The following is an 18729-nucleotide window of genomic DNA, read 5'->3' as shown; positions in this document are numbered from 1 at the left end:
GATTTACCGAAACAAATTTCTCCCTCATGCGTTGATCCGGGGCGTGCCACGTCCGGTGCGGCGCCGAGAATGCGTTCGGCCTCCGGGCCGGCATGACAGCGAAGGGAGCGACAAAATGGCGACGGGTCTGTTTTCAAGTTCGAGCAGCAGGAAGCGCAACGGCGAAGCGGCCGACGCATCGATCGAGGACCAGCTTAACGACATCCGGGAAGACATCGCGCAACTCGTATCATTGATCGCCGATCGGGGCATTGCGGCTTCGCGAGATGCCAAGTCCAAGGCCCGCAGCACCCGGGAGCAAGCCGAGTCGGACCTGCAGGACCTGCTGGCGAGCGGTGAGCAGATGATTTCGGATCTGCGCCGCCGCTATGCGGGCACGGAAAGGGAGGTCCGCCGGGCGGTGCGCGAGCATCCGGTCGCCACGTTCGGCGTCGCAGCGGCCATCGGCCTCATCGCGGCAGCGCTTTTGCGGCGATAGCAAGCTCCGCCCATGGGTCGAGTTGTCAACAAATGCCGGCGCCGAAGCGAGCGCGACAGATTGCAAGCAGGGGGAATTCACCCGCTCTTCGTCCGGTGTGAAGGGGAGACATTGGCATGCAGTCCCTAGGGGCCGTTCTAACCGCTTTGCTTGCAGTCGATTTCGGCGCCGCAGCCTCGCGCTTCAAGCGCAATGCGCTGTTGTGGGGAATCGCCGCCGTGCTCCTCGTCACCGCCTATATTTTCGCGCTCGTGGCGGTTGCACTTGTCCTCGCCGATTATTATTCGCCCATCGTTGCCTCGGTGGCGATTGCCGTGGCGCTGTTCGCAGCCGCCCTGGTTGTCATTGTCGTTGTGGCAGCACGAAACGCACGCGACCGGCGTCTCGTCGACGAACGGCGCCGCCGCTCATTGCTTCAGACAAACCTGGCAATTGCCGCGGCCACAAGCATCCTGCGGAAGCAACCGCTCATCGGAGTCGGTACGGCGATCGCCGTGGGGCTCCTGCTCGGTCTCGGTAAGGGAAGGCGCCGCAGCCGCCGGGATTGATGAGCCGAGAGGCTCAAAGCGGCAGGCGGATCAGCGCGGTGACGCCGGCCGGCATATATTCGACCTTAACGGAACTGCCGATGATCTTGTCCAGGCTCCGCTCGATCAGCAGCGAGCCGAAGCCGCGCCGGCGCGGTTCGCGAACCGGCGGTCCGCCGACTTCCGTCCAGGTCAGATGCAGCACCGCCCCGCCTTCCTCCACGACGCCGCGCGCCGTCAGGACGATCTTGCCCTTCGGGACCGACAGCGAGCCATACTTCACCGCATTGGTCGCCAACTCGTGCAGCACTAGGCCGAGCCCCACCGCCTGGTCCGGTCCGAGCAGGACCTCGTCCTTGTGGATCTCCACCTGCTCGGCATAGTCGCTGACATAGGGCCTAAGCTGCTTGGAGATCAGTTCCGCGAGGCGGATCGTTCCCCATTCGTAGTCCGAAAGCAGCCCATGCGCCTCGGATATCGCCTGCAGCCTGCCGGCAAAGGCTGTCATGAATTCGGCCGGATCGCTGGTTTGCCGAAGGGTCTGGCGCGCGAGCGATTGCAGCATTGCAAGGGTGTTCTTGACCCGGTGGTTCAATTCCTTCAGCAGCAGCCTGGTCCGCTGCACGGAAGCCTGCTGTTCGGAGACATCGATCGTCATGCCGAGAAAGGTCAGCGCCGCACCCTTGCTGTCGCGATCGTGCACCCGGCCGCGGCCAAGCAGCCAGCGCCCGTTGGCGCGAATCCGGAACATGCCGTCATATTCCTCATTGGCCGCCATCGCCTGTCTGAGCTTCGAAAAGGTCGGGCCGCGATCGTCCGGATGGATCGCCCCAAAGACGGCTTTGGCGGTCAATGTCCGTTCCGCCGGCAGCCCGAACATGCGCGTCATCGCGCCATTGCCCGCCACGGTCCCGTCGCGAATGTCCCAGAGCCAGCTGCCGACATTGGCGGCGTCGAGCGCCATGGCGAGGCGTTGTTCCTCGCGCGAAAGCGCCGCCTCCTTGAGGGCACGCCGACGCGCCTCGTCCTTCAGCTTGAGCAGCGAGGCAGCGGCGTCGGCGATCCCCTGCAATGCGTCGAGCTGTTTCGCCGCGACCTCGGCGCGCGGTACCCGATCGAGGACGCAGACGGTGCCCACCGCCTGCCCTCCCAAAACGATCGGCGCCCCAGCATAAAAACGAAGGAAAGGCGCTTGCGCGACCTTTCGGTTGTGGCGCAGGACCGGGTGTAAGGACGCGTCGAGCACAAGAAACGTGCCGCCATCGCCGATCGCATGGGCGCAGAAGGACTCGTCGGATCGCGTCCGCGTTTCCGTCGTGCCGACAGCCGCTTTGAACCATTCCCATTCGTGATCGACGAGCGTAACGAGAGCGATCGGCGCCTCGAAAAGGCAGGCGGCCAATTTCGCAAGCGGTTCGAAATCGGCATCGGCGACCGCCATGTCCGGTGCGGCCGCATGCAAGACACTGAGTCGCTCTCGCGAACCAAGTGTTTCAGCCACTGCGGGAAGCATCGCTTCTGCCCTCTCGTCCATTCGGCCCGAACTCCAATCCCGCTTCCGCCGGCAAGCCCGATTGGGAATTATGCAGCAATTCAAAACGCTGCCGCAATTCTTGCTTCGAGTAAACGCGCATAGCAAAGCAGAAATATGGAAGGAAGTGTCGTGGCAATGAGGATTTGTCAGGACACGAAAGCACGCGAAGTAATGGGCGCCGAAGTTTCATCCGGCCCATAGTCGTTCTCGCCGTGGATTTGGAGAATCTCCTGGAGGCGCTGGCGTGCACGGTTAACGCGGCTCTTGATCGTACCCAGCGCGCAGCCGCAGATCGTCGCAGCCTCTTCATAGGAGAAGCCCGAAGCGCCGACGAGAATGATCGCCTCGCGTTGATCCGGGGGCAACTGGTCGAGGGCCCGACGGAAATCCTGTAGATCAAGCGAACCGTATTGCTCCGGATGGTGCGCCAGCGTCTCCGTGAAATGACCGTCGCTATCCTGAATTTCGCGGCCGCGTTTGCGCATCTGACTATAGAGTTCATTGCGCAGGATCGTGAAGAGCCAGGCTTTCATGTTGGTGCCCATCTCGAAATGGTCCTGCTTGGCCCATGCTTTCATGATGGTGTCTTGCACGAGATCGTCGGCCCGGTCGTGGCGCCCAATGAGCGACATGGCGAAAGCGCGGAGGCTCGGCAAGGCCGCAAGCATCTCACGCTTGAACTCTTCGTTTTCCGACATCCCGTCGCTCACTCCTTGCCATCCAGCATGGATCGCTTTTCCACGGCCTCTAGCTTTTCCAGAAGATCGAGGAAGCGAGTGGGAATTCCCTCTTCCTGTACCGACAGGTAAAGTGCTTTCAGTTTTGCCGCGATCTGCGTGTTCGGATCGTCAGACTTCGGTCGCATGCTGACCGTCCGCCCTGCCCCTGAAGTATATCTCATCGTATGACTTGCCGCCCTTGAAACTTCGCCTGCACCATAACGCCGCGGAAAAATGAAATGTTCCGCCCCGGAACCTTTTTTTCGCCGGGACGTTTCCGCAGCGGAACAAAGCTAAAAGACACGGATCGAGGGAGTCCTGCATGACACTGTCCACCCGCATCGCTCCATTTCTTCCCTATCTGCGCCGCTACTCGCGCGCCCTGACCGGGTCTCAGACATCGGGGGACGCCTATGTCGCGGCGGTGCTCGAAGCACTGATCGCCGATACCTCCGTCTTCCCAGATGCCAGCAGCGACCGGGTCGCCTTGTTTCGTCTCTTCACCTCGCTGTTCGGTTCTTCGTCGGTCCTCGTCCCCGAACCCGTTTCGCCCTTTGCCTGGGAGCAGCGCGCCTCCGTCAATCTTGCTGCCGTCTCTCCGGTCGCGCGCCAGGCTTTCCTGCTCGTATCCGTCGAAGGCTTCACTCCTCAAGAGGCCGCGGAAGTCCTCGACGTCGATGCGGCCAAGCTGACCTCCCTGCTCGACCGTGCTTCGCAGGAAATATCCCGCCAGGTTGCAACCGACATCATGATCATCGAAGACGAGCCGCTGATCGCCATCGACATCGAACAGATGGTCGAAAGTCTCGGCCATCGGGTGACGGGCATCGCGCGGACCAAGGACGAGGCCATTGCGCTTTTCAAGACGACCGAACCGGGAATGGTGCTCGCCGATATCCAGCTCGCCGACGGCAGTTCCGGTATCGATGCGGTCAACGAAATCCTCAAGACCAGCGCGGTACCGGTGATATTCATCACCGCTTTCCCCGAGCGGCTTCTGACCGGCGAAAGGCCGGAGCCGACATTTTTGGTGACGAAGCCTTTCAATCCCGAAATGGTCAAGGCGCTGATCAGCCAGGCGCTGTTCTTCAACGAATCGACGAAGGCTGCTGCCTAACGGCCCTCACTGGGAAAGAAGGACTCTGCCGAAGCGTGTTTCGGCGGAGTTAAAGGCCATGCCTGCGTCGCATGTCGCCGAGCCGACCGACAATCTATCAAAAAATGCGTTGCAAATGAAAACAGCCAGTGCCGAGGGAAGGGCACTGGCTGAGGTTATGCAACTCACTGAGGGGGATGTGAGTTGGCAACCGGCGGTATGCCTCCGACGTCACATTGGGGGCGATGTGCGTCACCGCTCGGTTATCGCCAATAATGCGCGAGAGAACAAAAGGTTCCGTGAAAAATTCAACTTTCAGCTATTCGATCGACTCCAGCTCGGCCCGGTGGCGATAGAGCGCCAGAAAGCGTCGATAATCGCGGTTATAGAGATCGCGCCGCGCCGGATTCGGAAGCCGCTCCTGCCCGGCCGAGGCCATCGCACCACCCGCATGCGCGAGGTCGGGATAGAGGTTGCCAGCCACCGCGGCGGCCATGGCCGTCCCGAGCAGAACGGCATCCGGCGCCTGGGGCACCACCACCCGGCAGCCGGTGGCGTCGGAGTAAAGTTCCATCAAGAGAGGATTGCGCACGTGGCCGCCGGTCACGTGCAGCGTATCGAGGTCGTAGCCCGCCTCCTTCATCATCTCGAGGATGTGGCGGATGCCGAGCGCGATGGCCACGCACGTGCGCCAATAGAGGCGGCAAAGTGCGTCGAACGACGAATCGAGCGCCAGGCCGCTGATGACGCCCAGCGCATGCGGATCGGCAAGAGGCGAGCGATTGCCGTGAAAATCGGGAAGGACCTGCAAGCGATCGGCGAAGACGTCGCCGTGCTCGTCGCGCAATTCCTGCACGCGCTCAATGATCTTTTTGTGGGTTTCGGCCGTCGGCTGCAACCCGCCCCCGTGCAGCCGCACGACGTGATCGAGCAACGCGCCCGTCGCCGATTGCCCGCCCTCGATCAGCCAGAAGCCGGGCAGCACCGCCTCAAAATACGGCCCCCACATGCCGAAGCCCGGCTTCATGTCCGTCGAGAAGGCGACGATGCAGCTCGACGTGCCGGCGATCAGTGCCAACTGACGTTCGAGCTTCGCCGGATCGCCGGCGAACTCTCCGAGCACTCCAAGCGCGCCCGCATAGGCGTCGATCAATCCCGGCGCGACGCAGCATTCGGTATCGAGGCCGAGTTCTGCGGCCGCGGTCGCCGTGAGATTCCCGACGGCGTGCTCCACCGGCAGCGTCTCCTCAGGCAAACCGCCGCGCTCGAGAAGGTCCTGAAGCCCGATCCGTTCCAGATAGTCCTGCTGCCAGCCGCGCTCCTTGTGGGCGAGATAGTTCCATTTCGCCGTCAGCGTGCAGCGCGACCGCGCCGCGCTCCCCGTCGCCCGCCAGGACATAAAGTCCGCAAGATCGAAGAAATAGCCTGCCTTCTCCCATTGACGCGGCAGGTTTCGCTTCAGCCACATCAGCTTCGGCATCTCCATCTCCGGCGACATCACCCGGCCGGAATGATCGAGGACCGGATGGTCGGTAGCCGTACAGAAGTCCGCCTCCGCCAGCGCCCGGTGGTCGAGCCAGACGATCGTATCCCAGCGCGGCTCGCCCCGGCGGTTGATCGAGAGCGGCGCGCCGTTACGGTCGCGCACCACCAGCGAACAGGTGGCATCGAAGCCGATTGCCGCGATGCTCTGAGCGCCTATTTCCGCCTTCTCGCGCGCCGCCCGCACCGCTTCGCAGACGGCCGCCCAGATATCCTCCGAATCGTGCTCGGCGTGGTTCTCCTCGGGCCGATTCATGGCAATGGACTGGTCCGCCCGAGCCAGAAGCGCACCCTTCCGGTCGAAGATGCCGGCACGGGCGCTGCCGGTTCCGATATCGACCGCGACGACATATTCGCGCATCAGTGGATGACCTTGTCCCGAGATGATAATTGGATTTCAGCGTGCCAGAGCAGCAGCGGCCGGGCCGCTCCACCCTGCTCTCCCTATTGACGGACAAACTGTATCAATTCGTCCATGTCGTCAAACAGCACGTCGGGCCCGAGACTGGCGAGCACCTGCCGGTGCCGCTCGTTCCGGGCATGGCTGGCGCCCGCGAAGGCAAAGACCCGCATGCCCGCCGCCTTGGCCGCCTCGATACCGGCCGGACTGTCCTCGACCACGATGCAGTCGGCCGGGACATAGCCCATTTCAGCACTCGCATGCAGGAAGAGATCGGGCGCCGGCTTGCCGCGCGCCACCATGGTGGCGCTGAAGATATGCGGCTCGAAGAGATCGATGAGACCTGTCACCGTCAGCGACAGACGAATACGCTCCGGCTGGCTTGAAGAAGCGACGCAGCTGGCCCCATCAAGCTGCTCGACCGCCTGGCGTATGCCGGGAACCGCCCTCAGCTCCTGTCGGAACCGCGCATAGAGCCGCATCCTCATCGCTTCGAGAAATGCGTTGTCGGTCGCAAGCCCGTATTCGTCATGCAGGATTGCCGACATGCTCTGGAGGCTGCGGCCGAGGAAGCGCTCGCTCGCCTCCTCCGTCGTCATCGAAACGCCGGCCGCATTCAGAGACTCGACCAGCACGCCGAGCGAGATCGGTTCGCTATCCACAAGCACGCCGTCGCAGTCGAAAATGACCAGTCTGGAGGCGTGCTCCGCCATCGCTCTATTCCTCGAGTTTGCCGTCCAGATAAAGTTGCAGCGTGGCGCGCGTACCCTTTTCCCACAGTGTTTTCAAGGCATGGGCGAAGCGACGGCGGAATAGATCGGACTGCGCAACCTCCCCGAAAATGTCGGAAAGCGCGAGGAAGGCCATCGGATCGTCCTTGGCCGCAAGTGCCGCCGCATGCAGTCGGTCGGCGCTCGCATCGTTGAACACGATATCCTTGCCGCTGTCGGAATTGCCGGCGAAGTAGCGGCACCAGAGCGCCGAGACCAGCGATAGTCCGGTGACGTCCTCGCCGCGACGCAGGCGATCGGCCGCCGACGGCAGGATGAATTTCGGCTGCCGGTTCGAACCGTCCTGCGCCAGCCGCGCGATCGTATCGCCGATCTTCGGATTGGCGAAGCGCGTCTCGATGAGCTTGTAGTAGTCCTTGAGGTCCGTATTCGGCACCGGCGGAATGACCGGGATGATTTCCTCGTGCTCGAGCTTTGCCAGGAAGGCGCGGAGCAGCGGCTCCTCCATCGCCTCGTGCACGAAATGGATGTCGAGCAGTGCCGCCGGATAGGCGATCGCCGCATGGCCGCCGTTGAGGATGCGGATCTTCATGTGTTCGTAGGGTGCGACATCGGGTACGAACTGCACGCCGACTTCCTCAAGCGCGGGGCGACCTTGAGGGAAATTGTCCTCCAGCACCCATTGCTTGAACTCCTCGCAAAAGACCGGCCATGCGTCCTCGATGCCGTAGTCCGAAGCGACGATACCGATCTCGCGGGGCCCCGTCGCCGGCGTGATGCGATCGACCATGCCGTTCGGAAAGGCGACATTGGCATCGATCCAGTCGGCGAAAGCCGGGTCCGACAGCCGTGCCAGGCCAGAAACGGCCGCATGGGTCACTTCGCCATTGCCGGGAATATTGTCGCAGGACATGACGGTGAAGGGCGGTATGCCCCGCGCCCTGCGCTCGGCGAGGCCCGCCAGGATGAGACCGAAGACCGTCTTCGGCGATGTGGGGTTCCGGGCATCCTCGACAATCGCCGGGTGGGCCGGATTGAACTCGCCCGAGGCCGGGTCGATGAAATAGCCGCCCTCGGTAATGGTCAGCGAAACGATCCGAATATGCTGGCTCGCCAGTTGCGCCACGATGGCCGGAACATCGCCCGGCTTGAGATAGGCGATCATCGCACCGGTGACATGCGCGCCGGTGCGGTTGTTGTCTTGCTCGACCACGGTGGTCAGGAAGTCCTGCGCCTCGAGCTTGGCGCGCATCGCCTCGTCCGATGGAAGGACGCCTGCGCCGATGATCGCCCAATCATGATCGCGTCCCAGATTGAAGAGATCGTCGAGATAGACGGCCTGATGGGCGCGATGAAAGTTGCCGACGCCGAAATGGACGATGCCGGCGCGCAGGCCGTGCCGATCATACTTCGGAACGCCAGCCTTGGCCTTGATGGCGTCGAGTGTGGCAAGCGAGAGTTTGGTCGTCATCCTATCGTTCCTTTCGAGAACGTCCTTCGACGTATCTCAGCTCATCCATTGGCCGCCGTCGACGTTATAGGTCTGCGCCACGACGTAGTCGCTTTCCGACGAGGCGAGGAAGATCGCCATGCCGGTCAAATCCTCGGCAGTGCCCATACGGCCATAGGGAACGGCCTCGCCGACGAGCCGCTTCTTTTCGCCGAGCGGTCGGTTTTCGTACTTTGCGAAGAGCGCATCTACGCCGTCCCAGTGCTCGCCCTCGACGACGCCGGGAGCGATCGCGTTCACGTTGATGCGGTGCTTGATAAGGTCGAGCCCGGCGGACTGGGTGAGGCTGATGACCGCCGCCTTGGTGGCGCAGTAAACGGCAACCAGGGCCTCACCACGCCGACCCGCCTGGCTTGCCATATTGATGATCTTGCCGCCCCTGCCCTGTGCGATCATCTGCTTGGCTGCCGCCTGCAGCGTGAAGAGCGCGCCGGATACATTGATCGAGAAGAGCCGCTCATAACTCGCACGCGTGATCTCGACGATCGGCGCGAGGTCGAAGAGCGCGGCATTGTTGACGAGGATGTCGAGGCCCCCGGCTTGCTGGACGGCGGCGGCGATCGCCGCATCGATCGACTCCTGCCGGGTGACATCCATCTCGACCGCATAGGCTGCCGACCCGATTTCCGAGGCCGTCTGCCTTGCCCTTTCCATATTGATGTCGGCTATCGCCACGGTGGCGCCTTCGCGCACGTAGGCTTCCGCAAAGGCGCGGCCGATTCCCCGCGCCGACCCGGTGATCAGCGCGCTCTTTCCTTCAAGACGTTTCATCGAATTGCCAGCCCCTTTTCGTCAAACTTGTGCAGCCGCTGCGGGTCCGGCGTCAGGAAGACCCGGTCGCCATGCGTGACGGCGAAGTCGCCGCTGACGCGCGCCGTCAGCGTGCCGATGCCATCGGCGTTCACATGCAGGAAGGTGTCGGAGCCGAGATGCTCTGCCACACCCACGGTGCCCTGCCAGGTGCCGTGGTCCTTCGAAAGCACCAGGTGTTCCGGCCGGATGCCGATCGTGTGGGCCTGATGGCCGGCCGCCTGGCCGCCGGAAATGAAGTTCATCTTCGGCGAGCCTATGAAGCCGGCGACGAAGAGATTGTCCGGCCGGTGATAAAGATCGAGCGGTGATCCCACCTGCTCGATGCGACCGCGGTTCAGGACGACGATCTTGTCAGCCATGGTCATCGCCTCCACCTGGTCGTGGGTGACGTAGACCATCGTCGTCTTTAGTTGCTGGTGAAGCTGGCTGATCTCGAGGCGCATGTTGACGCGCAGCGCCGCGTCAAGGTTCGAAAGCGGCTCGTCGAACAGGAAGGCCTCCGGCTGGCGGACGATCGCCCGGCCGATCGCGACGCGCTGGCGCTGGCCGCCGGAAAGCTGGCGCGGCTTGCGGTCGAGATAGTCGGTGAGGTTCAGCACACGGGCCGCATCCGTCACCTTCTTGTCGATCACCGCCTTGTCCTCGCCCGCCATCTTCAGCGGAAAGGCGATGTTGGCGCGCACGCTCATATGCGGATAGAGCGCGTAGGACTGGAACACCATGGAAAGGCCGCGCTTTGCCGGCGGCAGCTCCGTGGCGTTCTTGCCGTCGATGACGATCGCGCCGTCGCTGACGTCCTCGAGTCCGGCAATCAGTCTCAGCAGCGTTGACTTGCCGCAGCCGGAGGGGCCGACGAAGACGACGAACTCGCCGTCGTTGATATCGAGGTCGATCGATGGGATCACCGCGTGGGCGCCAAAGACCTTCGAGACGTTCTTGAGTGTAATGCTTCCCATGATCTTGCCCTTATTTGACCGCGCCGAAGGTGAGGCCGCGCACGAGCTGCTTCTGCGAGAACCAGCCGAGAATGAGGATGGGGGCGATCGCCATCGTCGAGGCAGCCGACAGCTTCGCGTAGAAGAGGCCTTCCGGGCTCGAATAGGAGGCGATGAAGGCAGTGAGCGGTGCCGCCTTTGCCGCGCTGAGATTCAAGGTCCAGAACGCCTCGTTCCAGGCCAGGATGATGTTGAGGAGCAGCGTCGAGGCGATGCCGGGGATCGCCATCGGCGTCAGCACATAGATGATCTCCTTGGAGAGCGAGGCGCCATCCATGCGCGCCGCTTCGAGGATCTCCCCCGGGATTTCCTTGAAATAGGTGTAGAGCATCCAGATGATGATCGGCAGGTTGATGAGCGTCAGCACGATCACCAATCCGGTGCGCGTGTCGAGCAGCCCCGTATTGCGGAATATCAGATACATCGGCACCAGCACGCCGACCGGCGGCATCATCTTGGTGGAGAGCATCCACATCAGCACGTCCTTGGTGCGCTTCGTCGGCGCGAAGGCCATCGCCCAGGCGGACGGAATGGCGATCACGAGGCCGAGCAGAGTCGAACCGAAGGAGACGACGACCGAATTCATGAAGTGCTTGAAGTAGTCCGAGCGGCTTTGAACTTCGTAGTAATTCTCCGTGGTCCAATCGAAGAACAGGAAGGCCGGCGGCGATGCGATCGCCTGCGCCTCCGTCTTGAAGCTCGTCAGGAATGTCCAGAGGATCGGAAAGAAGATCAGAATGCCGATCGTCCAGGCCACGACCGTGGTGACCAATTTGCGCTGGGTCGAGACATTGCGTGCCATGATTATCAAGCCTCCAGCGTCTTGCCGATCATGCGCATCAGGAAGAATGCGACGATGTTTGCGAGGATGACCGCGATGATGCCGCCGGCCGAGGCACCGCCCACGTCGAACTGCAGGAGCGCCTGGGCATAGACCAGGAAGGTGAGGTTCGTGCTCTGCGTGCCGGGGCCGCCATTGGTGGTGACGAGGATTTCCGCGAAGACCGAAAGCAGGAAGATCGTCTGGATGAGGATGACGACGGTGATCGCCCGCGAAAGATGCGGCAGGACAAGATAGATGAACCGGCTCAAGGCGCCGGCACCGTCCATCTGGGCCGCCTCCTTCTGCTCCTCGTCGAGCGACTGCAGTGCCGTCAGCAGGATGAGCGTTGCAAAGGGGAGCCACTGCCAGGCGACGATGAGGATGATCGAGAAGAGCGGCGCATTGGCGAGGAAGTCGAAGGGCTGCAGGCCGACGAGCTTGGCGAGCCAGGCGAAGAGCCCGTTGACCGGGTTCATGAACATGTTCTTCCAGACGAGCGCCGCGACCGTCGGCATGATCAGGAACGGCGCAATCACCAGAATCCGAACGATCCCCTGCCCGAACATCGGCTGGTCGAGCAGCAACGCAAGCCCGATGCCGCCGACGACCGTGATTAAGAGCACGCCAAGCACGATCGCCAGCGTGTTGAAGACGGCCTGGAAGAAGGCCGGATCGGTCAGAAAATAGGTGTAGTTGGTGAGGCCCGCGAACTCCTCCATTCCCGGCATCAGTAGATTGTAGCGCAGGAGCGAGAAATAGATCGTCAGCGCCAGCGGCACGATCATCCAGGCCAGAAGCAGAAGCACCGACGGTGCGATCATCAGCCGCGCGGCGGAGCGGGTATGCAAGGTCGCCATGGCGTCCCCCATGTGGTGTTGACGCTGTTCCAAGAAGAGGCACGCGCATCGTGCGTGCCGAGCGGGCCCAAGGCTAAAAAGTCAGAGCGGGACGCGGGCTGGGGCGGGGTTCGTCCCTACCCCGTCCCGCTCTGGAGGTGGCCGAGATGCCGGCCGTTTCCGGACGACATCCCGGCCCTTGGGAGCCTCACTTGATATAGCCGGCCTTGGTCATCTCGCGTGTCGCCAGCTGCTGCGCGCTGGCGAGCGCCTGATCGACGCTCATCTGACCGGCGAGCGCGGCCGAGAACACCTGGCCGACCGCCGTGCCCAGTCCCTGGAATTCCGGAATAGCCACGAACTGCACGCCGACATAGGGCACCGGCTTGACCGCCGGGTTCTTCGGGTCGGCCGCGTTGATCGAGTCGAGCGTCATCTTCGCAAACGGCGCCGCCTTCTGGTATTCCGGGTTCTCATAGAGCGAGGTGCGGGTGCCGGGAGGCACGTTCGCCCAGCCTTCCTTCTCGGCAACGAGCTTCAGATAGTCCTTGCCGGTCGCCCAGCCGATGAACTTCTGGGCCGCATCCGCCTTCTGCGAGCCGGCCGGGACCGCGAGGTTCCAGGCCCAGAGCCAGTTGCCGCGCTTGCCGAGGCCCGTGTCGGGGGCGAGCGCAAAGCCGACCTTGTCGGCAACCGTCGATTCATGCGGATTGGTGACGAAGGATGCCGCCACCGTCGCGTCGATCCACATGCCGCACTTGCCGGTCTGGAAGAGCGACAGGTTTTCGTTGAAGCCGTTCGACGAGGCGCCGGGCGGACCGGCATCGTTCATCAGCTTGACGTAGAAATCGAGCGCATTCTTCCATTCCGGCTGGTCGAACTGCGGCTTCCAGTTCTCATCGAACCAGCGCGCCCCGAAGGCGTTGGCGGTTGCCGTGAGGAAGGCCATGTTCTCGCCCCAGCCGGCCTTACCGCGCAGGCAGATGCCATAGATCTCATTGCTCTTGTCGGTGATCTTGCGCGCCGCATCCGCAATGAAATCCCAGGTCGGGGCGTCGGGCATGGTGAGCCCGGCCTTTTCGAACAGGTCCTTGCGATACATGACCATGGAGCTTTCGCCGTAGAACGGCGCAGCATAGAGCTTATCGTCGATCGTCAGACCGCTGCGGATCGCCGGCAAGAGGTCGTCGACATCGTAGTCGGGACCGAGCTTGTCGAGCGGCAGCAGCCAGCCCTGCTTGGCCCAGATCGGCACTTCATAGGTGCCGATCGTCATGATGTCGTACTGGCCACCCTTTGTCGCAATGTCGGTCGTGACGCGCTGGCGCAGCACGTTTTCCTCGAGCGTCACCCATTCGAGCTCAATGTCCGGATTCTTGGACGTAAAATCCTCCGCCAGCTTCTGCATCCGGATCATGTCGCCGTTGTTCACGGTCGCAATGGTCAGGGTCTCTGCTTGGGCCAGGCCTGCCAGAGCGACTGCCGAGCATGTGCCCAGCAGGAAAGTTCTCAAATTCATCGACTTCCTCCCAGAAGAAATTGAGCATTTGCCTTGCTCGTGAGCAATTACTCACCGTTCCGCGAAAAATGTCAATGCGCATTCGTCGCTGCGACGCAGCGGATGCGCTAACGCGCGGTTTTCACTTGCATTTTTTTGCTTAGGAAAAGGTCGCCAAAAGGCGGCGATCATGCGGGACGCGGCGCTCGTCCGGGCCGGCACGCCGCAATTCAGACGCTCAGGAGGTACTCGGCTGTGGTTTCGTCGGTGATGAGACCGTTGATGATCCGGCCCTTCAAGGCGGCGCGCAGGGCCTCGTATTTGCGGCTGCCCTTAGCGATGCCGATCACCGACGCCCGATCGCGAGGCGGCAGCGGTACGGAGGCCACGCGCTCATTGATACTGCCGGAGAGCAGCGCACCGTCATGATCGAACATCCAGCCGCAGATCTCGCCGGCCGCGCCCGCCGCCATCAGACGGGCCATTTCCTCCCGGGCCAGGAAGCCATCCTCGCAGAGGGGCGCGTCCGGCCCGAGCTCGCCCACGCCTACGAAGGCGGCATTGGCCTGCGCACCGAGCTCGAGGGCGATTTTTACCAGGCTTTGATTGTGCAGTACTTCCCGCTCCTCGGCCGAGGAGACGAGAACCGGCAGGGGCATCGGAAAATGGCGCGCGTTGATCGTGTCGGCCATGCTGAAGATCACGTTGTAATAAGCAGCCGAACCGTCGAGCCGGATATTGCCGGTGAGCGAGACGATACGATGCTGCGGGCAGTCCATGACCGGTAGCTGATCGATGGTCGCTTTCAGCGTCCGCCCCGTGCCGATCGCCAGCACGACCGGATCGGGCGATTTCAGCCAGCGCTCGATCTCGGCCGCACCGGCCTCGGCGATGCCGACCGTTGCAGAGCTCGCCCCCGGATCGCTCGGCACGACGTCAATGTAGGTCAGCTCGTATTTATTCTTCAGCCGCGCCGCCGTCTCTAGGCATGCGGCGATCGGGTGGTCGAGGCGCACCTTGATCAGCCGCTCGGCCATGGCGAGAGACACGAGGCGCTGCGCCGACTGCCGCGAAATCCCCATGATCGACGCAATCTCGTCCTGCGTCCGGCCGGCAACATAATAGAGCCAGCCCGCGCGGGCTGCATCGTCCAGCCTATTGTTGCTTTCCGCCTTGCGTGCCATCGATCGCCTCCTACGCTTTGATTTGCTGCCACTATTTGCCGTGCGCTGTCAAACGAGAGCGCGATAGAGTCGAGGTGCCTGCGGCAAGGTCCGGTCTTCCGGGCATTTGCGCCGGACGCGAAGGAAATTTTACCGTTTGATAAAAAAATAAAGCGTGTTACCGTTTTCTGATCCTGAGAAAACATTGGGAGCCAAAAATGGGAACGACGCAATCTGGGATACTCGGCGGGCGGTTGCCGCTTGCCGAGTATGAAACCAATTTCTCCGACCTTCATCCGCCGCTCGACAAGCACGAGGCGCTCGTCGCCGCGGATCGCTGTTATTTCTGTCACGACGCGCCCTGCATGACGGCCTGTCCCACCTCCATCGACATCCCGTTGTTCATCCGCCAGATTGCCACCGGCAATCCGATCGGCTCGGCGAAGACCATCTTCGACCAGAACATCCTCGGCGGCATGTGCGCCCGCGTCTGTCCCACCGAAACGCTCTGCGAACAGGCCTGCGTGCGCAACACCGCGGAGGAGCGGCCGGTCGAGATCGGCCGGCTGCAGCGTTACGCGACCGACATCGCGATGAGGGAGAACAAGCAGTTCTACGCGCGCTCCGCCCGATCCGGCCAAAAAGTGGCCGTCGTCGGCGCCGGTCCCGCGGGTCTTGCCTGCGCCCATCGCCTCGCCGTCAAAGGCCACGACGTGGTGATCTACGACGCACGCGAAAAATCCGGCGGCCTCAACGAATACGGCATCGCGGCCTATAAGACCGTAGATGATTTCGCGCAGAAGGAAGTCGACTATGTCCTCTCGATTGGCGGTATCGAGGTGCGGCATGGCCAGGTACTCGGCCGCGACTTCTCGCTCGCCGATCTGACCGAGCAATATGATGCCGTCTTCCTCGGCCTCGGCCTCGCCGGCGTCAATGCGCTCAGGATCGAAGGCGAGAATGCCGAAGGGGTCGAGGACGCGGTCGATTTCATCGCGGCCCTTCGCCAGTCGAAAACCAAGGCCGACATTCCGGTCGGCCGCCGCGTGGTGGTGCTCGGCGGCGGAATGACCGCGATCGACGCCGCCGTTCAGGCGAAGCTGCTCGGCGCAGAAGAAGTGACGATCTGCTATCGCCGCGGCAAGGAGCACATGAACGCCTCCGAGTTCGAGCAGGACCTCGCGGCATCGAAGGGCGTCACCATCCGCCACTGGCTGCAGCCGAAGCGCATTGCGGTGAAGGACGGCAAGGTCGCCGGCATCGAGCTCGAATACACCACCCTCGATGACGGCAAGCTGACGACGACCGGGGAAACCGGTATCATTTCCGCCGAGCAGATCTTCAAGGCGATCGGCCAGACTTTCCAGGCGTCCGGCCTCGGTGCCTTGCAGATGGAAAGCGGACGCATCGTCGTCGATCAAGAAGGCCGCACCTCGCTTGCCAATGTTTGGGCCGGCGGCGACTGCGTGCTCGGCGGAGAGGACCTGACGGTTTCCGCTGTCGCGATGGGACGCGATTCCGCCGAATCGATCAACCGGGCCTTCGCCGCGGACGCGCCGCTGGCGAGCGCCGTTGCTTGAAAGCAGATCGAGAGGACGAGAACAATGGCTGATCTTCGCAACAATTTTGTCGGCATCAAATCCCCGAACCCGTTCTGGCTCGCCTCGGCACCGCCGACGGACAAGGCCTACAACGTGGAGCGCGCCTTCAAGGCGGGCTGGGGCGGCGTCGTCTGGAAGACGCTCGGCGAGGAAGGACCGCCGGTCGTCAACGTCAATGGCCCGCGCTATGGCGCGATCTGGGGTGCGGACCGGCGCTTGCTCGGCTTGAACAATATCGAGCTCATCACCGACCGCGATCTCTATGTGAACCTGCGCGAGATGAAGCAGGTGAAGATGAACTGGCCGGACCGGGCACTGATCACCTCGATCATGGTGCCCTGCGAGGAAAACGCCTGGAAGGCGATCCTGCCGCTCGTAGAGGAAACCGGGGCCGACGGCATCGAGCTCAACTTCGGCTGTCCGCACGGCATGTCCGAGCGCGGCATGGGTTCCGCGGTCGGTCAGGTGCCGGAATATATCGAGATGGTGGTGCGCTGGTGCAAACAGTACACGCGCATGCCGGTGATCACCAAGCTGACGCCGAACATTACCGACATCCGCAAGCCGGCGCGTGCCGCCAAGGCCGGCGGCACCGACGCGGTGTCGCTGATCAACACGATCAACTCGATCACCGCGGTCAATCTCGACACCTTCTCGCCGGAGCCGTCGATCGATGGCCGCGGCAGCCACGGAGGCTATTGCGGACCGGCGGTCAAGCCGATCGCGCTCAACATGGTCGCCGAGATCGCCCGCGATCCGGAAACCTACGGCCTGCCGATCTCCGGTATCGGCGGCATCACCACCTGGCGCGATGCGGCCGAATTCCTGGCGCTCGGCGCCGGCAACGTGCAGGTCTGCACCGCAGCGATGACCTATGGCTTCAAGATCGTTCAGGAAATGATCTCCGGCCTCTCGGACTGGATGGACGCCAAGGGCCACAGGACGCTCGACGACATCTGCGGCCGCGCCGTGCCGAACGTTACCGACTGGCAGTATTTGAACCTCAACTACGTCGCCAAGGCCAAGATCGACCAGGATGCCTGCATCAAGTGCGGCCGCTGTCACATCGCCTGCGAGGACACCTCGCACCAGGCGATCACCCAGTTCGTCAACGGCGTGCGCCATTTCGAGGTGATCGAGGAGGAATGCGTCGGCTGCAACCTCTGCGTCAACGTCTGTCCGGTCGAAAACTGCATCACTCTGGAGCCGCTCGCCGCCGGCACGCTCGACAAGCGCACCGGCAAGCCGGTCGATCCGGACTACGCCAACTGGACGACCCATCCCAACAACCCGATGGCGCGCCAAGCCGCCGAGTAAAGCAAGGTCGACAGAACAGGAAGGCCGCCGGAATCCACCGGCGGCCTTCTGCTTCTTTCATGGCATCAGAACTCGATCACCACCTTGCCGAACGGACCGCGATCGAGATGCGCGAGAGCCTCGCGGAACTCGGTGAACGTGTAGCGCTTGTCGATGACCGGCTTCAGGCGCAAGCGATCGACGGCACCGACCAGGTCTTCGAGCGCCCGGCGGTGCCCGACGCTGATGCCCTGCAGCACCGGCGACTTGAGCAGCAACGGAGCAACCGCCCCGGAGACCTCGAAGCCTTCGAGTACGCCGATCACCGAAATTCGTCCGTCCGGGGCCACCGCCTTCAAGGACTGGCCGAGGCCGGCGCCACCGGCGATCTCGAGGATGTGGTCCGCGCCGTGGTCCTCGGTGAGCTCATAGACGCGTTCCACCCAATCTTCGCTCAGCCGGTTGATGCCGTGGTCGGCGCCAAGCGCGCGCGCCTTCTCGAGCTTTTCCGGGCTGCTCGAGGTTACGAGCACCTCGGCACCGACTGCCTTGGCAATCTGCAGGCCGAAGAGTGCGACGCCGCCAGTTCCCTGGACCACGACGCGGTCGCCGGGCTTCAGATGGCCCTTCTCGATCAGCGCGAACCAGGCAGTGAGGCCGGCGCAAGGCAGTGTGCTTGCCTCTGCAGCGTCAAGGCTCTTTGGCGCGACAACGAACCAGTCTTCCGGAAAGGCGACATATTCCGACAGGACACCGGGATGCACGCCGCCGAGCGTGGCATAGCCAGGTGTCCTGCCGCTTCCCGGCCGCAAGCCATCGAGCCAACCGGGCGCGAACGTCGAGATCACCCGGTCGCCGGGCCGAAAACGAGTCACACCCTTGCCAACCGCTTCGACGACGCCGCTCATGTCCGACGTCGGAACGAAGGGGAAAGTGAGTTCCAGACCCATGCCGGATTCAAGCACCAGCTTGTCGCGATAGTTGAGCGACACCGCCGTCGTGCGGACGAGTACGTCAAACTCACCGACGTCCGGCACCCTGCGCTCCGCGATCTTCAGATTGTGCGGGCCGATCGCCTCGGTGCTCCATTCCTGCATCCATTTCGACATGCTCGTTCCTTTCGGTTTGTTGAGGTTTGGACAAGCATAGTGTTGAACCAGGATCGCC

Annotated in this window: 18 protein-coding genes; 5 read left to right on the top strand and 13 right to left on the bottom strand. The window is 62.8% G+C overall.

Going from position 1 to position 18729, the window contains the following annotated elements; all coding sequences use genetic code 11:
- Nucleotides 1-115 precede the first annotated feature (115 nt).
- Both CO676_RS06380 and CO676_RS06375 read left to right on the top strand, forming a co-directional pair.
- Nucleotides 116-478 (top strand): DUF883 family protein, encoded by a 363-nt coding sequence (locus CO676_RS06380; protein ID WP_097519992.1) that lies wholly within the window; start codon nucleotides 116-118, stop codon nucleotides 476-478.
- A 116-nt stretch (nucleotides 479-594) separates the two neighbouring features.
- Complete coding sequence (locus CO676_RS06375; RefSeq protein WP_097519991.1) at nucleotides 595-1026, top strand: hypothetical protein; 432 nt, start codon at nucleotides 595-597, stop codon at nucleotides 1024-1026.
- A 13-nt stretch (nucleotides 1027-1039) separates the two neighbouring features.
- Here CO676_RS06375 and CO676_RS06370 read toward each other — a convergent pair whose 3' ends face one another.
- The 3 genes from CO676_RS06370 to CO676_RS06360 all read right to left on the bottom strand — a co-directional run bounded on the left by CO676_RS06370 (nucleotide 1040) and on the right by CO676_RS06360 (nucleotide 3404).
- A complete protein-coding gene (locus CO676_RS06370) occupies nucleotides 1040-2539 on the bottom strand; it encodes an HWE histidine kinase domain-containing protein (protein ID WP_014765549.1) in 1500 nt (499 codons plus the stop codon).
- A gap of 146 nt (nucleotides 2540-2685) precedes the next feature.
- On the bottom strand, nucleotides 2686-3237 hold the full coding sequence (locus CO676_RS06365; RefSeq protein WP_014765550.1) for an RNA polymerase sigma factor: 552 nt from the start codon (nucleotides 3235-3237) through the stop codon (nucleotides 2686-2688).
- Between the two features lie 8 nt (nucleotides 3238-3245).
- Entirely contained in the window at nucleotides 3246-3404 is a 159-nt protein-coding gene (locus tag CO676_RS06360; RefSeq protein ID WP_014765551.1) for a NepR family anti-sigma factor, read from the bottom strand.
- Between the two features lie 176 nt (nucleotides 3405-3580).
- Between CO676_RS06360 and rsiB1 the strand changes: the two genes are divergently transcribed.
- Nucleotides 3581-4375 (top strand): PhyR-type response regulator RsiB1, encoded by a 795-nt coding sequence (gene rsiB1 / locus CO676_RS06355; RefSeq protein ID WP_014765552.1) that lies wholly within the window; start codon nucleotides 3581-3583, stop codon nucleotides 4373-4375.
- 298 nt (nucleotides 4376-4673) lie between these two features.
- Here the strand turns inward: rsiB1 and CO676_RS06350 are convergent, their stop codons facing one another.
- The 9 genes from CO676_RS06350 to CO676_RS06310 all read right to left on the bottom strand — a co-directional run bounded on the left by CO676_RS06350 (nucleotide 4674) and on the right by CO676_RS06310 (nucleotide 14686).
- Nucleotides 4674-6257: an FGGY-family carbohydrate kinase gene (locus CO676_RS06350; RefSeq protein WP_097519990.1), complete on the bottom strand. Its 1584-nt coding sequence runs from the start codon at nucleotides 6255-6257 to the stop codon at nucleotides 4674-4676.
- An 83-nt stretch (nucleotides 6258-6340) separates the two neighbouring features.
- Complete coding sequence (locus CO676_RS06345) at nucleotides 6341-7009, bottom strand: HAD family hydrolase (RefSeq protein WP_014765554.1); 669 nt, start codon at nucleotides 7007-7009, stop codon at nucleotides 6341-6343.
- A 4-nt stretch (nucleotides 7010-7013) separates the two neighbouring features.
- The gene (locus CO676_RS06340) at nucleotides 7014-8498 is read right to left on the bottom strand and encodes a mannitol dehydrogenase family protein (protein ID WP_097519989.1); all 1485 of its coding nucleotides are present in this window, start codon (nucleotides 8496-8498) and stop codon (nucleotides 7014-7016) included.
- A 36-nt stretch (nucleotides 8499-8534) separates the two neighbouring features.
- Nucleotides 8535-9308 carry an L-iditol 2-dehydrogenase gene (locus CO676_RS06335; RefSeq protein ID WP_014765556.1) on the bottom strand — a complete coding sequence of 258 codons (774 nt, stop codon included), beginning with the start codon at nucleotides 9306-9308 and terminating at the stop codon, nucleotides 8535-8537.
- On the bottom strand, nucleotides 9305-10306 hold the full coding sequence (locus CO676_RS06330; protein WP_014765557.1) for an ABC transporter ATP-binding protein: 1002 nt from the start codon (nucleotides 10304-10306) through the stop codon (nucleotides 9305-9307). The genes CO676_RS06335 and CO676_RS06330 overlap by 4 nt, the downstream gene beginning before the upstream one ends.
- Nucleotides 10307-10316: 10 nt before the next feature.
- On the bottom strand, nucleotides 10317-11147 hold the full coding sequence (locus CO676_RS06325; RefSeq protein WP_097519988.1) for a carbohydrate ABC transporter permease: 831 nt from the start codon (nucleotides 11145-11147) through the stop codon (nucleotides 10317-10319).
- Nucleotides 11148-11152: 5 nt separating this feature from the next.
- Nucleotides 11153-12025, bottom strand: a complete 873-nt coding sequence (locus CO676_RS06320; protein WP_097519987.1) for a sugar ABC transporter permease — start codon at nucleotides 12023-12025, stop codon at nucleotides 11153-11155.
- Nucleotides 12026-12212: 187 nt separating this feature from the next.
- The gene (locus CO676_RS06315; protein ID WP_014765560.1) at nucleotides 12213-13523 is read right to left on the bottom strand and encodes a sugar ABC transporter substrate-binding protein; all 1311 of its coding nucleotides are present in this window, start codon (nucleotides 13521-13523) and stop codon (nucleotides 12213-12215) included.
- A 209-nt stretch (nucleotides 13524-13732) separates the two neighbouring features.
- Entirely contained in the window at nucleotides 13733-14686 is a 954-nt protein-coding gene (locus CO676_RS06310) for a sugar-binding transcriptional regulator (RefSeq protein WP_097519986.1), read from the bottom strand.
- 197 nt (nucleotides 14687-14883) lie between these two features.
- Here CO676_RS06310 and CO676_RS06305 point away from each other — a divergent pair, with 197 nt between their 5' ends.
- Together CO676_RS06305 and preA are read left to right on the top strand one after the other, a co-directional pair.
- A complete protein-coding gene (locus CO676_RS06305) occupies nucleotides 14884-16245 on the top strand; it encodes an NAD(P)-dependent oxidoreductase (RefSeq protein WP_097519985.1) in 1362 nt (453 codons plus the stop codon).
- A gap of 24 nt (nucleotides 16246-16269) precedes the next feature.
- Nucleotides 16270-17583, top strand: a complete 1314-nt coding sequence (gene preA / locus CO676_RS06300) for an NAD-dependent dihydropyrimidine dehydrogenase subunit PreA (RefSeq protein WP_097519984.1) — start codon at nucleotides 16270-16272, stop codon at nucleotides 17581-17583.
- 65 nt (nucleotides 17584-17648) lie between these two features.
- Here the strand turns inward: preA and CO676_RS06295 are convergent, their stop codons facing one another.
- The gene (locus CO676_RS06295) at nucleotides 17649-18671 is read right to left on the bottom strand and encodes an NAD(P)-dependent alcohol dehydrogenase (RefSeq protein ID WP_097519983.1); all 1023 of its coding nucleotides are present in this window, start codon (nucleotides 18669-18671) and stop codon (nucleotides 17649-17651) included.
- Nucleotides 18672-18729: the final 58 nt, after the last annotated feature.

It is taken from the genome of Sinorhizobium sp. BJ1, assembly GCF_002531555.1.
GTDB classification, from domain to species: domain Bacteria; phylum Pseudomonadota; class Alphaproteobacteria; order Rhizobiales; family Rhizobiaceae; genus Sinorhizobium; species Sinorhizobium fredii_B.
This window is presented reverse-complemented; position numbering and strand designations above follow the sequence as displayed.

What these genes read in the sequence shown, in the direction of transcription:
- CO676_RS06380 (WP_097519992.1), top strand. Translation starts at nt 116, where the DNA reads ATGGCGACGGGTCTGTTTTCAAGTTCGAGCAGCAGGAAGCGCAACGGC.
- CO676_RS06375 (WP_097519991.1), top strand. Translation starts at nt 595, where the DNA reads ATGCAGTCCCTAGGGGCCGTTCTAACCGCTTTGCTTGCAGTCGATTTC.
- CO676_RS06370 (WP_014765549.1), bottom strand. Translation starts at nt 2,539, where the DNA reads ATGGACGAGAGGGCAGAAGCGATGCTTCCCGCAGTGGCTGAAACACTT.
- CO676_RS06365 (WP_014765550.1), bottom strand. Translation starts at nt 3,237, where the DNA reads ATGTCGGAAAACGAAGAGTTCAAGCGTGAGATGCTTGCGGCCTTGCCG.
- CO676_RS06360 (WP_014765551.1), bottom strand. Translation starts at nt 3,404, where the DNA reads ATGCGACCGAAGTCTGACGATCCGAACACGCAGATCGCGGCAAAACTG.
- rsiB1 (WP_014765552.1), top strand. Translation starts at nt 3,581, where the DNA reads ATGACACTGTCCACCCGCATCGCTCCATTTCTTCCCTATCTGCGCCGC.
- CO676_RS06350 (WP_097519990.1), bottom strand. Translation starts at nt 6,257, where the DNA reads ATGCGCGAATATGTCGTCGCGGTCGATATCGGAACCGGCAGCGCCCGT.
- CO676_RS06345 (WP_014765554.1), bottom strand. Translation starts at nt 7,009, where the DNA reads ATGGCGGAGCACGCCTCCAGACTGGTCATTTTCGACTGCGACGGCGTG.
- CO676_RS06340 (WP_097519989.1), bottom strand. Translation starts at nt 8,498, where the DNA reads ATGACGACCAAACTCTCGCTTGCCACACTCGACGCCATCAAGGCCAAG.
- CO676_RS06335 (WP_014765556.1), bottom strand. Translation starts at nt 9,308, where the DNA reads ATGAAACGTCTTGAAGGAAAGAGCGCGCTGATCACCGGGTCGGCGCGG.
- CO676_RS06330 (WP_014765557.1), bottom strand. Translation starts at nt 10,306, where the DNA reads ATGGGAAGCATTACACTCAAGAACGTCTCGAAGGTCTTTGGCGCCCAC.
- CO676_RS06325 (WP_097519988.1), bottom strand. Translation starts at nt 11,147, where the DNA reads ATGGCACGCAATGTCTCGACCCAGCGCAAATTGGTCACCACGGTCGTG.
- CO676_RS06320 (WP_097519987.1), bottom strand. Translation starts at nt 12,025, where the DNA reads ATGGCGACCTTGCATACCCGCTCCGCCGCGCGGCTGATGATCGCACCG.
- CO676_RS06315 (WP_014765560.1), bottom strand. Translation starts at nt 13,523, where the DNA reads ATGAATTTGAGAACTTTCCTGCTGGGCACATGCTCGGCAGTCGCTCTG.
- CO676_RS06310 (WP_097519986.1), bottom strand. Translation starts at nt 14,686, where the DNA reads ATGGCACGCAAGGCGGAAAGCAACAATAGGCTGGACGATGCAGCCCGC.
- CO676_RS06305 (WP_097519985.1), top strand. Translation starts at nt 14,884, where the DNA reads ATGGGAACGACGCAATCTGGGATACTCGGCGGGCGGTTGCCGCTTGCC.
- preA (WP_097519984.1), top strand. Translation starts at nt 16,270, where the DNA reads ATGGCTGATCTTCGCAACAATTTTGTCGGCATCAAATCCCCGAACCCG.
- CO676_RS06295 (WP_097519983.1), bottom strand. Translation starts at nt 18,671, where the DNA reads ATGTCGAAATGGATGCAGGAATGGAGCACCGAGGCGATCGGCCCGCAC.